Raw genomic sequence first — 13,998 nt, 5'->3', positions numbered from 1 at the left:
TACGACGGTTATGGGCTAGTGCGGGAACGGCCAGAGTCTGAGTTTCTCCTTCGCGATCTGCCACAAACGCGCCAGCCCATGCGGCTCCACGATCAGGAAGAAGATGATCAACCCGCCGAACACCATGAGCTGGATATGCGACACCGTGGCATTCGTGAACGGCAGGTGCAGCAGCGCCGCCAGCCCGGGGAGCGTGTTGTCGAGAAAGATCGGCAGCAGCAGGATGAACGCAGCACCCAGGAACGAGCCAAGAATGCTGCCCACGCCGCCGATGATGATCATGAACAGGATGCGGAACGACAGGTCCAGCGAGAAGCCATCCGGCTCCACCGATCCGAGATAGCAGAACGCATAGAGCGCACCGGCCACGCCGCAATAGAACGAGCTGACCGCGAACGCCAGCAGCTTGGTGCGCATCAGCGGAATGCCGATGACCTCCGCCGCCACATCCATATCGCGCACGGCCATCCATGCACGGCCCGTTGCCGAGCGCACGAGGTTCTTCGCCAGCAGCGCGAGCACCGTCACCAGCGCGAGCACGAACAGGTACTTCTTCACCGGCGTATCGATCTGCATGCCGAACAGGTCCAGCCGCTGCGCCGTGATCACGCCCGACGAACTGTTGTTCGAGAACCAGGGAAACTTGGTCAGCGCCCACACCACGAAGAACTGTGCGGCCAGCGTGGCCACGGCAAGATAGAAACCTTTGATCCGCAGCGACGGTAGCCCGAAGGCCACACCCACCAAAGCTGCAGAGAGTCCTGCGAGGATGAACGTCAGCAGCACCGGAATGCCTTCGATGCGTAGCTGAAAGTTATAGGCCGCGTACGCACCCACAGCCATGAACGCCGCAGTGCCGAGCGAGAGTTGCCCCGCATACCCGGTCAGGATGTTGAGTCCCAGCGCTGCCAGCGAAAAGATCAGGAATGGAATCAGGATGGCACTGAGCCAGTATTCGGTGCCGACGAACGGGATGACGACAAACGCCACCACCATCAGCAATCCGAAGATGATGCGATCCTGCCGGATCGGGAAGATCTGGCTATCGGCAACGTAGCTCGTCTTGAACTGGCCGGACTCGCGATAGAGCATGATGGGCCTCCGTCAGACGCGATCGATATGCTTCTCCCCGAAAAGCCCCTCAGGCCTGACGAGCAGAAACAGCAACGCAAACACATAAGGGAACCATCCCTCGATCCCACCGAAGTTCCCGCCGAACATCGACTGGAACACGGGCGGAATGTAGATCTCGGCCAGCTTCTCCGACGCGCCGATGATCAGGCCGCCCACGATGGCGCCGGGCACCGACGTGAAGCCACCGAGGATCAGCACCGGCAACGCCTTCAACGCGGTCAGCGTCAGCGCAAACTGCACGCCGTTGCGCGAGCCCCAGAGCATGCCCGCCACCAGTGCGACAAAGCCGGCCACGCCCCACACAATCGCCCAGATGTTCTGCAGCGGAATGCCCAGCGACAGCGCGGCCTGGTGATCGTCGGCCACGGCGCGCAGCGCGCGGCCCACCTTGGTGTACTGGAAGAACAGTGCGAGCCCGGCCACCAGCACAGCGGCAATCCCCGCAGCGGCCAGATCGAACTTGGACAGCACGATGTTGAAGTTCGTCAGGATCGATTCGATGGGTTCGTCGACGATGCCGAGCTGGATCGGGCGCACTTCGTTGCCGAACAGCAGCGGTCCCAATCCTTCGAGAAAGAACGACAGCCCAATGGTCGCCATGAACAGCGTGATCGGTGGTTGATTCACCAGCTTGCGCAGCACGAAGCGCTCGGTGGTCATGCCCACGATGATCATGACCACGAACGCGCCAATCACCGCCGCCCACATCGGCAGGCCCTTGTCCATGAGGCCCACCACGGCCAGTGCGGCGAAGTACACCATCGCGCCCTGCGCGAAGTTGAACACGCCGGACGCCTTGTAGATCAGCACGAAGCCCAGCGCCACGAGCGAGTACATCAGCCCGGAGAGCAGCCCGCCAATCAGGATTTCGAAGAAGAACGTCATCGTCAGTTCCTGCGTGTTAGCGGCGTCGCGCTCAGTGCGACGTGCCGAGGTAGGCGCGGATCACGTCGGGATTCGACTTGACCTCTTCCGGCGTGCCATCGCCGATCTTCTTGCCGTAGTCGAGCACGACCACGCGATCGGAGATATCCATGACCACGCCCATGTCGTGTTCGATCAGCACGATGGTAGTGCCGAACTGCTGGTTCACGTCGAGGATGAAGCGGCACATGTCCTGCTTCTCTTCCACGTTCATGCCGGCCATCGGCTCGTCCAGGAGCAGCATCGACGGCTCGGCCGCCAGCGCGCGCGCCAGTTCCACGCGCTTCTGCAAGCCGTAAGGCAATCGTCCCACCGGCGTCTTGCGGATGGCCTGGATTTCAAGGAAGTCGATTACCTCTTCAACCTTGCGGCGATGCTGCATTTCCTCTGCGCGCGCCGGTCCCCACCACAGCGCATGCGCGAACACGCCCGTGCGGAACTGCGTGTTGCGGCCCGTCATGATGTTGTCGAGCACGGTCATGCCCTTGAACAGCGCGATGTTCTGGAACGTGCGCGCAATGCCTTGCCGCGCCGCCGCCGTGGGATGCATCTGCCGCCGCTCCTGTCCGCGAAACACGATGCGGCCCTGTTGCGGGTGATACACGCCGTTGATCACGTTCAGCATCGAACTCTTGCCCGCACCGTTCGGCCCGATGATGGCGCGGATCTCGTGCTCGCAGACATCGAACGAGATATCGGTCAGCGCCTTCACGCCGCCGAACGACAGCGAGATGTTCTGCAGATCCAGGATCACGTCGCCACGCGTATGCGTATGCGCGGTGCCATCGGGGCCATGCGAATCCCCGGTGCGCGGCGCGTAGTGCGCAGCGGTGCCAGTCTCGGGATGCGCGGGATGGGCCAGCCCGCCGGGCGCCACCATCGTGCCCGTGGCATCCACGCGCGCCATGCCACCCTGCCACGCTGTAGGGGTTGCGGTCATGCTTTGCCTCCGTCCATCACGCCGCGCGCGCGCCGCCGGCTGGCGGGAAACGCTTGGCATCCATCAGCTTCAGCGTGGCCGACACACTGCCCTCGCGGCCATCCTCGAACTTCACACGCGTATCGATAAACTGTTCGGCGCGTCCGGCGAACAGCGCATCCACCAGCACGCCGTATTTCTCCGCGATAAAGCCGCGCCGCACCTTGCGCGTACGCGTCAGTTCGTCGTCATCGGGGTCCAGTTCCTTGTGCAGGATCAGGAAGCGCGCCACCTGCGAACCCGCCAGCATCGCATCGTTCGCCAGGTCGGCATTCACCTGCTCCACGCATTCGGCAATCATCGCGATCACATCGGGCTGACTAGCCAGATCGACATAGCCCGCATAGGCCAGGTGCCGGCGCTCGGCCCAGTTGCCTACCGCATCGAAATCGATATTGATGAACGCGCACACACGGTCGCGATCCGTACCGAAGGCCACGGCCTCCTTGATGTACGGAAAGAACTTGAGCTTGTTCTCGATGTACTTGGGCGCGAACATCGAGCCATCGGCCAGCTTGCCCACATCCTTGGCGCGATCGATGATTTTCAGGTGCCCATCGGCATCGATCACGCCAGCGTCGCCAGTCATGAAATAGCCGTCGTCGTTGATGGCCTCGCGCGTGGCGTCGTCGCGCTTGTAGTAGGACTTGAGCAGGCCCACGCCACGCACCAGCACCTCGCCGTTATCGGCAATGCGGATCTCCATGCCCGGCGCGGCCGGACCTACGGAATCGAACTTCACATTGCCATCGGGCTGTAAGCACACATACGCGCAGGTCTCGGTCTGGCCGTAGAACTGCTTCAGGTTGATGCCGATGGAGCGATAGAAGCGGAACAGGTCAGGGCCAATCGCCTCGCCTGCCGTGTAGCCCACGCGGATGCGGCTCATGCCGAGCACGTTGCGCAGCGGGCCATAGACAAGCACTTCGCCCATCGCATAACGCAACCGATCCATCATCGGCACGGGGCGTTTGTCGAGGATGTCCGCGCCGCAGCGACGCGCCACGTTCATCGCCCAGCCGAACAGGCGGCGCTTGATCCATCCCGCGTCTTCCATGCGGATCATCACTTGCGTGAGCAACCCTTCATAGATGCGCGGCGGGGCGAAGTAATAGGTCGGGCCGATCTCGCGCAGATCGGTCATCACGGTCTCGCGCGATTCAGGACAGTTGACCGTGAAACCGGCCACCATCGCCTGCGCATACGAGAACAGGTTGTCGCCCACCCACGCCATCGGCAGATAGGACAGCACATCGTCATTCGGACCGAGTCCATCGAACTGGCAGCCGTTGCGCGCCGCGCCGATCAGGCCCGCATGCGAGTGGCACACGCCCTTGGGCTTGCCCGTGGTGCCTGATGTATAGAGGATGATCGCGGTGTCATCGGGCGCGCCCTGCGCAATCTCTGCATCGTAGAAGCCGGGGTTCGCCTGATCGTACTCGCGGCCAATCTCCTGCACGCGTTCGTACGAAAGCAGCGACGGATGATCGTAGTCGCGCAGCCCGCGCGGATCTTCGTAGATCACGTAGCGCACCGCGCGGCCGTGCTGCGCCAGTTGCGGTTCCACTTCGAGCAGCTTGTCCACCTGCTCCTGATCTTCGACGATGGCGAATTCGATCTCCGCGTCTTCGAGCACGTACACCATCTCGTTGGCGATGGCGTCCTGGTAGAGCGGCACGGGCACGCCGCCCAGCGCCTGCGCGGCAGTCATCGACCAATACAGGCGCGGACGGTTGTCACCCACCACGGCCAGGTTCATGCCACGCCGAAAGCCGAGCGCGGCCAGCCCGCACGCCAGCGCACGCACTTCACGCGCAGCCTGCGACCAGCTGTATGTCTGCCAGATGCCGAGATCCTTCTCACGATGGGCCGGATGGTCGGGCCGCTGCGAGGCATGCGCCTGCAGCCATCGCGGGAAGGTCGTTGCCGACGATTCCTGCATCGCTGTCTCCTCTCCCCTGCGGATGGCGTAGGTGCCATGCCGGGTATCAAGCCGCCTGACCGGTCGCTATACTGGGCGTTTCGCGTCGTTGCCGCACCGCGTCACGCCAGTCTTGCCTTGCCCTTGTTTGGTGAGGATCTGGTGGCAGGGCCGGTTCCGTGTGATCGTAAGATAGCCGATGCCATCTGACCGGGTTGTCGCGCCGGCGACAATTCCGGGTTAATCCCTACGGGAGCCCGATGCCTGCCGCTTCAAGCCACGACTTCATCGACCGCTGCGCCTGGGCGGTCGACCTCAGCCCCGAGCAACGCGAGCGTGTCAAACGCGTGACTACGGTGCGCGAGTACGCACAAGGCGACTACGTCTGTCACAAGGGTGAAATGGCCGAGCACTGGCTCGGCGTGGTCGAAGGCATCGTCAAGATCACCACGGTGTCCCCCTCGGGCAAGTCGGTCACCTTCACGGGCGTCCCCACCGGCGGCTGGTTTGGGGAAGGCGCCGTCCTGAAATCCGAAATCCGCAAATACGACGTGATGGCCTTGCGCCGCTCACGCATCGCCTTTGTGCCGCGCGACACTTTTCAGTGGTTGCTGGATACCAGCCTGCCCTTCACGCGCTTCCTGCTGATGCAGTTCAACGAGCGGCTCGGGCAATTCATCGCGGCCGTGGAATACGAACGCCTGCTCGATATCGATTCGCGCGTGGCACGCGCGGTGTCATCGCTGTTCAACGAACACCTGTATCCGAGCCTGGGCAATACGATCGAGATTTCGCAGGAAGAGATTGGACTGCTGGCGGGGATTTCGCGGCAACGCGCGAATCAGGCACTGAAGGTGCTGGAGCAGCAGGGGCTGGTGCGGGTGGACTACGGGGTGATCGTGGTGCTGGATCTGGAGGGGTTAAGGCAGTATGGGGAGTGATTATTTTCCCCTGCTGGTTTAGCTCCCCTCTCCCGCCTTGCGGGAGAGGGGTTGGGGGAGAGGGCTAGAGGCTCTGCTTGCCGACTTGTCGCAATTTGAACTGCTGGCCCTCTCCCCCGCCCCTCTCCCGCTCGCGGGAGAGGGGAGAAAACCGAGTGGGATAGTCAGGTCTTACTTGCTATAAACGTAAACCCCCCGTCCCGTCTTCCGCCCCAGATACCCCGCAGCCACCATCTCGCGCATCAGCATCGCGGGCCGATACTTCGGATCAGCAAACTCGGTGTACAGCACCTCCATCACCGCGAGCATCGTATCCAGACCAATCATGTCGGCCAGCGCCAGCGGGCCAATCGGATGGTTGCAGCCGAGCTTCATGCCTTCGTCGATTTCCTCGGGCGATGCCAGGCCCTCGCCGAGCACGCAGAACGCCTCGTTGATCATCGGGCAGAGGATGCGGTTGACCACGAAGCCCGGGCTGTTCTTCACCGTGATCGGGTACTTGCCGAGCTGCTTCGACAAGGCTTCCACGTCGGCGTGCGCGGCGTCGCTGGTTTGCAGGCCGCGGATCAGTTCGACCAGCGCCATCATCGGCACCGGATTGAAGAAGTGCATGCCGATGAAGCGGTCGGCGCGTTGCGTCACGGCAGCCAGCTTCGTGATCGAAATCGACGAGGTGTTCGACGCGATGATCACGTCCGGGCCCACGATGCTGTCGATCTGCTTGAGGATCTTGACCTTGAGATCGTAGTTCTCGGTAGCGGCCTCGATCACGATGTCGGCGCGCTTCAGATCTTCATACGCCGTGCTGCCCTGGATGCGCGACAGCGCCGCAGCCTTGTCGGCCTCGGTGGCCTTTTCCTTCTTGATCAAACGATCCAGGCTGCCCGCCACGGTCGCGATGCCCTTCTGCACCGCTGCGTCGCTGATATCCACCATCACCACGTCGAGGCCGGACACCGCGCATGCCTGCGCAATACCGTTGCCCATCGTGCCCGCCCCTACGATACCCACTGTCCTGATTGCCATGTCTCGCTTCCTTTGTTTGTCAGATATCAATCGATTCGATGTGTTGTCGATTCAGGCGCCCTGCTTCGCCAGCGTGGCCGCCACGCGTTCGGCATGCGCCTTGAGCACTTCCATCTTCTGCTGGTCGCGCGCGTGACCGCGCAGCGACTGGTCCGCGTAGCGCGGCACGATGTGGAAATGCACATGCGGCACGGTCTGCCCTGCAGCGGCGCCGTTGAACTGGCTGATCACCACGCCATCGGGCGCAAACGTTTCGCGCACCGCGCGGGCCACGACCTGCGTGGCGCGGATGGCGGCCGCTGCACCGGCTTCGGACAAACCGAAGATGTCCACCGCCGGCTCCTTGGGCACCACCAGCGTGTGGCCGTCGGATTGCGGCATGATGTCCATGAACGCGATGGTGTCCGCGTCCTCGTAGACCTTGAAGCAGGGAAGTTCGCCGCGCAGGATGCGGGCAAAGATGTTGTTGCTGTCGTACTCGGCTTGCATGGTGATTGTCGGATGGATGCACGCTTGCGGAAACGCTGAGTGTATCCCCAGCGCCCCGCCGCGTGAACCACCTGCACAGCCTTCCGATGCTCTGGCAAGCCTACATATTGCGTCGATACTGACCGCCAACCTCGAACAGCGCATGCGTGATCTGCCCCAACGAGCACACGCGCACCGCATCCATCAGCACGGCGAATACATTGCCGTTGTCGATCACCGTCTGGCGCAGACGGTCGAGCATCGCCGATGCATCCGCCGAATGGCCGTCCTGGAATTCCGCCAGGCGGGTCAACTGGCTCTGTTTCTCTTCATCGCTTGATCGCGCCAGCTCCAGCGTCTGCGGCGTGGGATCTCCATTCGGATTGCGGAACGTGTTCACGCCGATGATCGGCAGCGTACCGTCGTGCTTGAGTTGCTCGTAGTACAGCGATTCCTCCTGGATCTTGCCGCGCTGGTAGCCCGTCTCCATCGCCCCGAGCACGCCGCCGCGTTCGGCGATACGTTCGAACTCCTGCAGCACGGCTTCTTCCACCAAGTCCGTCAATTCCTCGATCAGGAAGCTGCCCTGGTTCGGGTTCTCGCACTTGGCTACGCCCCACTCGCGATTGATGATCAACTGGATGGCCAGCGCGCGGCGCACGGACTCCGCCGTTGGCGTGGTGATGGCCTCGTCATACGCATTCGTGTGCAGCGAATTGCAGTTGTCGTAGATCGCGATCAGCGCCTGAAGCGTGGTGCGGATATCGTTGAAGTCGATCTCCTGCGCGTGCAGCGAACGGCCCGATGTCTGGATGTGGTACTTGAGCTTCTGGCTACGCTCGTTGGCACCGTACTTGTCGCGCATCGTCACGGCCCAGATGCGGCGTGCCACGCGGCCCAGCACGCTGTACTCGGGGTCCATGCCGTTCGAGAAGAAGAACGACAGGTTCGGCGCGAAGTCATCGATATGCATGCCGCGCGCGAGGTAGGCCTCCACATACGTGAAGCCATTCGCCAGCGTGAATGCGAGTTGCGATACCGGGTTCGCACCGGCCTCGGCGATGTGATATCCCGAGATCGACACCGAGTAGAAATTGCGCACCTGATGGTGAACAAAATACTCCTGGATATCGCCCATCACCTTCAACGAAAACTCAGTCGAGAAGATGCACGTGTTCTGGCCCTGGTCTTCCTTGAGGATGTCGGCCTGCACCGTGCCGCGCACGTTTTGCAGCACCCACGCGCGAATTTTCGCTTCCTCGTCGGCAGTGGGCTCGCGCTTGTTGTCGGCGCGGAACTTGTCGAGCTGCTGATCGATGGCGGTGTTCATGAACATCGCGAGGATCGTCGGCGCGGGGCCGTTGATCGTCATCGATACCGACGTGCTGGGGCTCGTCAGGTCGAAGCCGTCGTAGAGCACCTTCATGTCGTCGAGCGTGGCAATCGACACACCCGAGTTACCGACCTTGCCGTAGATGTCCGGGCGCTCGTGCGGGTCTTCGCCGTAGAGCGTGACCGAATCGAATGCGGTGGAGAGCCGCTTGGCGTCCATGCCTTCCGATACGAGCTTGAAGCGGCGATTGGTGCGTAACGCATCGCCCTCGCCCGCGAACATGCGCGTAGGGTCTTCGCCCTCGCGCTTGAATGCGAACACGCCAGCGGTGTACGGGAAACTGCCGGGCACGTTCTCGCGCATCAGCCACTTCAGCACTTCACCATCGTCCTCGAAGCGCGGCAGCACCACCTTGCGGATCTTCGTTCCAGAGAGCGTCGTGGTGATCAAACCCGTGCGGATTTCCTTGTCGCGGATTTTGACCACGTACTCGTCGCCGCTGTACGCATCCTGCATCTGCGGCCACATCGCCAGCAGCTTGCGCTCTACGGCGCCCAGCGATGCATCGCGCTCGGTGGCGAGCGATTCGAGCGCGTGGCCATCCGCATCATGGTTCGATGCCTTGAGCATGCTGTGCGCCGCACGCAGTTGCTGACGTTCGCGCGCCGTACGGCTCTGCTCCACGACGCGGCGATGATAGCCACGCACGGTATCGGCCAGCTCCGCCAGATAGCGGCCACGCGCGGGCGGCACGATCACGTTCTGGCCCGTGGAAATGCGGCCAGACAACTTCGGCAACATACCCGCCTTGAATGCAAGACCGCGCGTGCCCAGTGACTCGGCCAGTCCCTGATAGAGCATGGTCACGCCATCATCGTTGAAGCGCGATGCCTGCGTGCCATAGACCGGCATGTCCTCGGCCTTGCTATGCCATTGCTCGCGATTGCGCAGCACCTGCTTGGCCACATCGCGCCACGCATCCTGCGCGCCCTTGCGATCGAACTTGTTGATGGCAACGAAATCGGCGAAGTCGAGCATGTCGATCTTCTCCAGCTGGCTCGCCGCGCCAAACTCGGGCGTCATCACGTACAGCGACAGGTCCACGTGCGGCACGATGGCGGCATCGCCCTGCCCGATGCCGGACGTTTCCACGATCACCAGATCGAACGATGCGGCCTTGCATGCGGCGATCACATCGGGCAATGCCTGCGAGATTTCCGAACCCGCTTCGCGCGTGGCCAGCGAGCGCATGAAGATCTGCGGATGATTGATCGCGTTCATGCGGATGCGGTCGCCGAGCAGCGCGCCGCCCGACTTGCGGCGCGACGGATCGATCGAGATCACCGCAATTGACAACGCATCCTGCTGATCGAGCCGGAAGCGGCGAATCAGTTCATCGGTCAGCGACGACTTACCGGCACCACCCGTGCCTGTGATACCGAGCACCGGCGTGGTGGCGGTCTTGGCGCGGTCGTGCAGTGCACTGACCAGCGCCGGCGCAGCCTGTCCGTTCTCCAGCGCGGTAATCAGTTGTGCGAGTGCGCGACGATCACCTGCGGCCACGGCATCGAGCGTGGACGGCGCGTAACGCGTGAGGTCGATATCGCAACGCTGCACCATATCGGCAATCATGCCCATCAGGCCCATCCGCTGGCCGTCCTCGGGGCTGTAGATGCGCGCCACGCCGTACGCCTGCAACTCGCGGATTTCTTCGGGCACGATCACGCCGCCGCCGCCGCCGAACACCTGGATGTGCTCGCCGCCGTGCTCGCGCAGCAGATCGATCATGTACTTGAAGTATTCGACGTGGCCACCCTGGTAGCTGGAGATGGCAATCCCCTGCACGTCTTCCTGCAGCGCTGCGGTCACCACCTCATGCACAGACCGGTTGTGGCCCAGGTGAATCACCTCGCAGCCATGGGACTGGAGGATGCGCCGCATGATGTTGATCGACGCATCGTGGCCGTCGAACAGCGACGCGGCGGTGACAAAACGCACCTTGTTGGCCGGGCCGCTGCCTGCGGTCGCCTTGGAATGGGCGGCCGCTGTCCTGCTCACATCGGAAAGATCAGTCATTGTCTCCACCGCTCGTTATGTGGCTGGCTGCCCGCTTGCGGCTGACGTGTGCGTAGCACGACACGTCCGCGGTTCTGACGACCGCACTCACAGGGGCCGGACGATTATATGACGTTTACGTTAACGTAAGTCGAGGGGCGCGGGTAAGCACCGATCGATGCTACGGATGACGTCAAACGCTTCCACATCATCGTGGCACGGCGACGGGATTCAGGAAAGACCGACGAGAAACGAGGAGGAAAGGAGAAGGGCCCGGAGACCGCGCCCGCGCCGCGGGAGGTCGGCGAAGGTGATGCGTGCGGCTCCGGATCCCAGGAGAACGGTAGAAGTAGAAGCGTTTCAGGCGCTGGCTTGCGGGCAATCGCCAAACGCATCGGTCTTGCGCGCGTTCCAGCGGCGCGCCAGTTGGCGAGCAATGAACACGGCGCGGCGCATCGACCACGGCGCCGGCACTTCGGTCAGCAGGAATCGCGCGACATCGGTTTCCGCGGACAGCCACACACGGTCACCTTCGGTCAGCGCGCGGGTATCGCCCGGCTTCAGCCAGATATCGGCCAGTTGACCTTCCACGGTCAGCCAGAGTCGACCTTCGAGCGCGGTCACGCTTTGGCCGTGGCGGGCGCGCCAGCTCACTGGCTGGCCGGGATCGTCGAGTTCGAATGTCCTGAGTTCACGCATGGGCGTCTCCTTAAGGTGCCCGGCGCTGCGTGGCCTGTCATGGAAAGCCGAGGGGGCGCTGCGCCATGGCTGTATTTATCCACGGCGCACACTACAATCCCATGCACAGTTCCGAACAGTTTTCGAAGTACTGTTCAGTAGTTTTTACTGACAGTTGCTCGCCAGTGCCCCCGCCCCCGCTCCTATGAAGCTCATTCTCGACCCCTCCACCGGCGTGCCGCTCACCGAGCAGATCGTGCTCGGCGTGAAGTCGTGGATATCGTCCCGCGAAGCCACACCCGGCGCGCGCCTGCCTTCGATCCGCGCACTCGCCGCCGAACATGGCATCAGCCGCTTCCCCGTGATCGAAGCCTATGACCGTCTGGTCTCGCAAGGCCTGGTCGATTCGCGCCAGGGGTCGGGCTTCTATGTGGCCGAGAGCGCGCTGGCCGGTCGCAGCGGACGCGGCTGGTCGGACCCCAGCCTCGCCGAAGATCTGTCGCTGCACATCATCGACCAGTTCCACCATCCCAGCGGCACGCTGAAACTCGCGGGCGGCTTCGTGCCCGAGGAATGGCGCGATGTGGAAGGACTGACGCAGGCCATCCGCCATATCACGCGTCACGACATCGACAGCGTGATCCACTACGCCACACCGCTCGGCCATCCGGAACTGCGCAAGCATGTGCTGACGCGCGTGCGTCAGGTGGGTGTGCAGGCCGATCTGTCCCAGGTGCTGATCACCTCGGGCGCGAGCCAGGCACTCGACCTGATCGTGCGCCATCTGCTGAAGCCGGGCGATACGGTCTTCGTCGAAGATCCCGGTTACTACAACCTGTTCGGCCTGCTGCGCATGCATGGCGTGCAACTCGTTGGTGTGCCGCACACGCCGAACGGTCCCGACCCGGAAGCGTGCGAGCGCCTGCTGCGCGAGCACAAGCCCAAGCTGTTCTTCACCAACAGCATCCTGCAGAATCCCACGGGCTCCACACTCGCGCCGCCCGTCGCGTTCCGTCTGCTCGAACTCGCGCGCAAGCACAACTTCCGATTCGTGGAAGACGATATCTTCTCGGACTTCCAGCTCAATTTCACGGATCGCCTGGCCACGCTCGACCAGCTCGAACACGTGATCTACATCGGCGGATTCTCGAAGACGGTGTCTGCCGCGCTGCGCGTGGGTTATGTCGTGGCCGACAAGACGCTGATCAAGGACCTGATCGATGTGAAGGTGCTGACGAGCGTTGCGGGATCGCACTTCGCGGAGGCCGTGACCGCGACGATGCTGGAGCGCGGCGCCTATCGCAAATATGTGGAACGGTTGCGCGTACGCACGCGCGAGGTGACGGCCGATGCGGTGAAGATTCTCGACCAGTACAACTGGGAAGTCTTCTGCGAGCCGGCCGGCGGCAACTTTCTGTGGTCGCGGCCACGCGGCATCGAGGACTCGCGCGAGATCGTGACAATGGCCGAGCGCTATGGCATCTCGCTGGCGCCGGGGCATTTCTTCCGCCCCGGTGGCGAGACTTCGGCCTGGGTGCGCATCAACTCGGCCTATGCCGGCGATGCCCGCTCGCGTGCGTTCTTCGACGAAGCGGGCAACCGGTAACCTGACGTCCCTCCCTCTTCATGGAAGGAGGGACTGTGCCCTTATGTCGGACGCTTGCACTCCAGGACCGTCATGCCGTGCTGCACACCAGCAGCCGCGTTCAGGCGCCAAGGCATCACGACGATATGGCCATCGCCCACACCGTCGCCGATGCTCAACGTGTATTCGATCGGCCTCGTGGGCGTGCTGGCCATCATGCCCACGAAAGTTGTGCCCCCGATCATCGTGAATGTGTGGTTGAACGTGACCGGCGTCGCATTGCCGTCTACCTGCGTCAGGACCAGGTTGGCGCTCACGGAAATCACGCCATCGGCGATGGTCATCGTCGACGTGCCTGCCATCGTCTCGCCCTTGCCCCTTGCAATACGCGGCGAGGTAATGTGCGGCGTGCACGTCAGCGTGCCATCGGCCTTGGCCTGCACCGGGCGGTTGAACACGGCGTAGGACACGCCATTCGGCGTCGAGACTTCCTTGTTCCCATCGCTATCCTGGACCTTGCCAACCCAGTTGCCCATCGCAAAGGACGCGTTGCCCGCAATGCCACCGACGCCACCGCTGCTCGTGCTGTACGTGCTCAGCGCGGGGAATGTGCCATTCGCGGCCTGCTTCGCGCCACCCAGCGCGCCAACCCGCGTATCGAGTCCGACCGCCGCGAAGCGGGCATCGCTGCCTTCCACGAACGATGCTTCCACCGCGCCCACCACCACGCTCGACGCTGGCTGCGTACCACCCGATGCACCACCCGATGTACCACCCGATGTACCGCTCGATGTACCGCTCGATGTACCGCCCGACGGGCCACTGGTAATCGTCGTTCCCGGACCGTCGTCGCCACCACCGCAAGCCACCAGCGCCATTGCGCACAGCGCCACCGCGCCCAGGCGCATTACCTTTGCTTCAAGCTTCACGTTGCATTCCCAATAATTTCCCTCG

At 62.9% G+C, this 13,998-nt stretch carries 11 protein-coding genes; 2 read left to right on the top strand and 9 right to left on the bottom strand.

All coding sequences use genetic code 11. The annotated features are described in order from the left end of the window. Positions 1 to 15: 15 nt before the first annotated feature. From GA566_RS01325 to GA566_RS01310, 4 genes are read right to left on the bottom strand one after another with little or no spacing between them, the layout of a single operon-like run. A complete protein-coding gene (locus tag GA566_RS01325; RefSeq protein WP_137926958.1) occupies positions 16 to 1,092 on the bottom strand; it encodes a branched-chain amino acid ABC transporter permease in 1,077 nt (358 codons plus the stop codon). Positions 1,093 to 1,104: 12 nt separating this feature from the next. Next, on the bottom strand, positions 1,105 to 2,019 hold the full coding sequence (locus GA566_RS01320; RefSeq protein WP_160471291.1) for a branched-chain amino acid ABC transporter permease: 915 nt from the start codon (positions 2,017 to 2,019) through the stop codon (positions 1,105 to 1,107). Between the two features lie 31 nt (positions 2,020 to 2,050). Continuing rightward, positions 2,051 to 2,998: an ABC transporter ATP-binding protein gene (locus GA566_RS01315; RefSeq protein WP_160471290.1), complete on the bottom strand. Its 948-nt coding sequence runs from the start codon at positions 2,996 to 2,998 to the stop codon at positions 2,051 to 2,053. 16 nt (positions 2,999 to 3,014) lie between these two features. Then, positions 3,015 to 4,979, bottom strand: a complete 1,965-nt coding sequence (locus tag GA566_RS01310) for a long-chain fatty acid--CoA ligase (RefSeq protein WP_137926961.1) — start codon at positions 4,977 to 4,979, stop codon at positions 3,015 to 3,017. Between the two features lie 239 nt (positions 4,980 to 5,218). Between GA566_RS01310 and GA566_RS01305 the strand changes: the two genes are divergently transcribed. Then, complete coding sequence (locus GA566_RS01305) at positions 5,219 to 5,899, top strand: Crp/Fnr family transcriptional regulator (protein ID WP_137926962.1); 681 nt, start codon at positions 5,219 to 5,221, stop codon at positions 5,897 to 5,899. Between the two features lie 171 nt (positions 5,900 to 6,070). Here the strand turns inward: GA566_RS01305 and GA566_RS01300 are convergent, their stop codons facing one another. The 4 genes from GA566_RS01300 to GA566_RS01285 all read right to left on the bottom strand — a co-directional run bounded on the left by GA566_RS01300 (position 6,071) and on the right by GA566_RS01285 (position 11,480). Further along, complete coding sequence (locus GA566_RS01300) at positions 6,071 to 6,925, bottom strand: 3-hydroxybutyryl-CoA dehydrogenase (RefSeq protein WP_137926963.1); 855 nt, start codon at positions 6,923 to 6,925, stop codon at positions 6,071 to 6,073. A 51-nt stretch (positions 6,926 to 6,976) separates the two neighbouring features. Next, the gene (locus tag GA566_RS01295) at positions 6,977 to 7,414 is read right to left on the bottom strand and encodes an HIT family protein (RefSeq protein ID WP_160471288.1); all 438 of its coding nucleotides are present in this window, start codon (positions 7,412 to 7,414) and stop codon (positions 6,977 to 6,979) included. Between the two features lie 100 nt (positions 7,415 to 7,514). Further along, positions 7,515 to 10,802, bottom strand: coding sequence for a fused isobutyryl-CoA mutase/GTPase IcmF (gene icmF / locus GA566_RS01290; RefSeq protein ID WP_160471286.1), 3,288 nt, complete (start codon positions 10,800 to 10,802; stop codon positions 7,515 to 7,517). Positions 10,803 to 11,141: 339 nt separating this feature from the next. Beyond that, complete coding sequence (locus tag GA566_RS01285; RefSeq protein ID WP_137926966.1) at positions 11,142 to 11,480, bottom strand: DUF2917 domain-containing protein; 339 nt, start codon at positions 11,478 to 11,480, stop codon at positions 11,142 to 11,144. 184 nt (positions 11,481 to 11,664) lie between these two features. Here GA566_RS01285 and GA566_RS01280 point away from each other — a divergent pair, with 184 nt between their 5' ends. Then, the gene (locus GA566_RS01280; protein ID WP_160471284.1) at positions 11,665 to 13,065 is read left to right on the top strand and encodes a PLP-dependent aminotransferase family protein; all 1,401 of its coding nucleotides are present in this window, start codon (positions 11,665 to 11,667) and stop codon (positions 13,063 to 13,065) included. 41 nt (positions 13,066 to 13,106) lie between these two features. Here the strand turns inward: GA566_RS01280 and GA566_RS01275 are convergent, their stop codons facing one another. Beyond that, a complete protein-coding gene (locus GA566_RS01275) occupies positions 13,107 to 13,973 on the bottom strand; it encodes a hypothetical protein (protein ID WP_160471282.1) in 867 nt (288 codons plus the stop codon). Positions 13,974 to 13,998: the final 25 nt, after the last annotated feature.

Source organism: Cupriavidus sp. SW-Y-13 (assembly GCF_009793345.1).
Classification (GTDB): Bacteria; Pseudomonadota; Gammaproteobacteria; order Burkholderiales; family Burkholderiaceae; genus Cupriavidus.
This window is presented reverse-complemented; position numbering and strand designations above follow the sequence as displayed.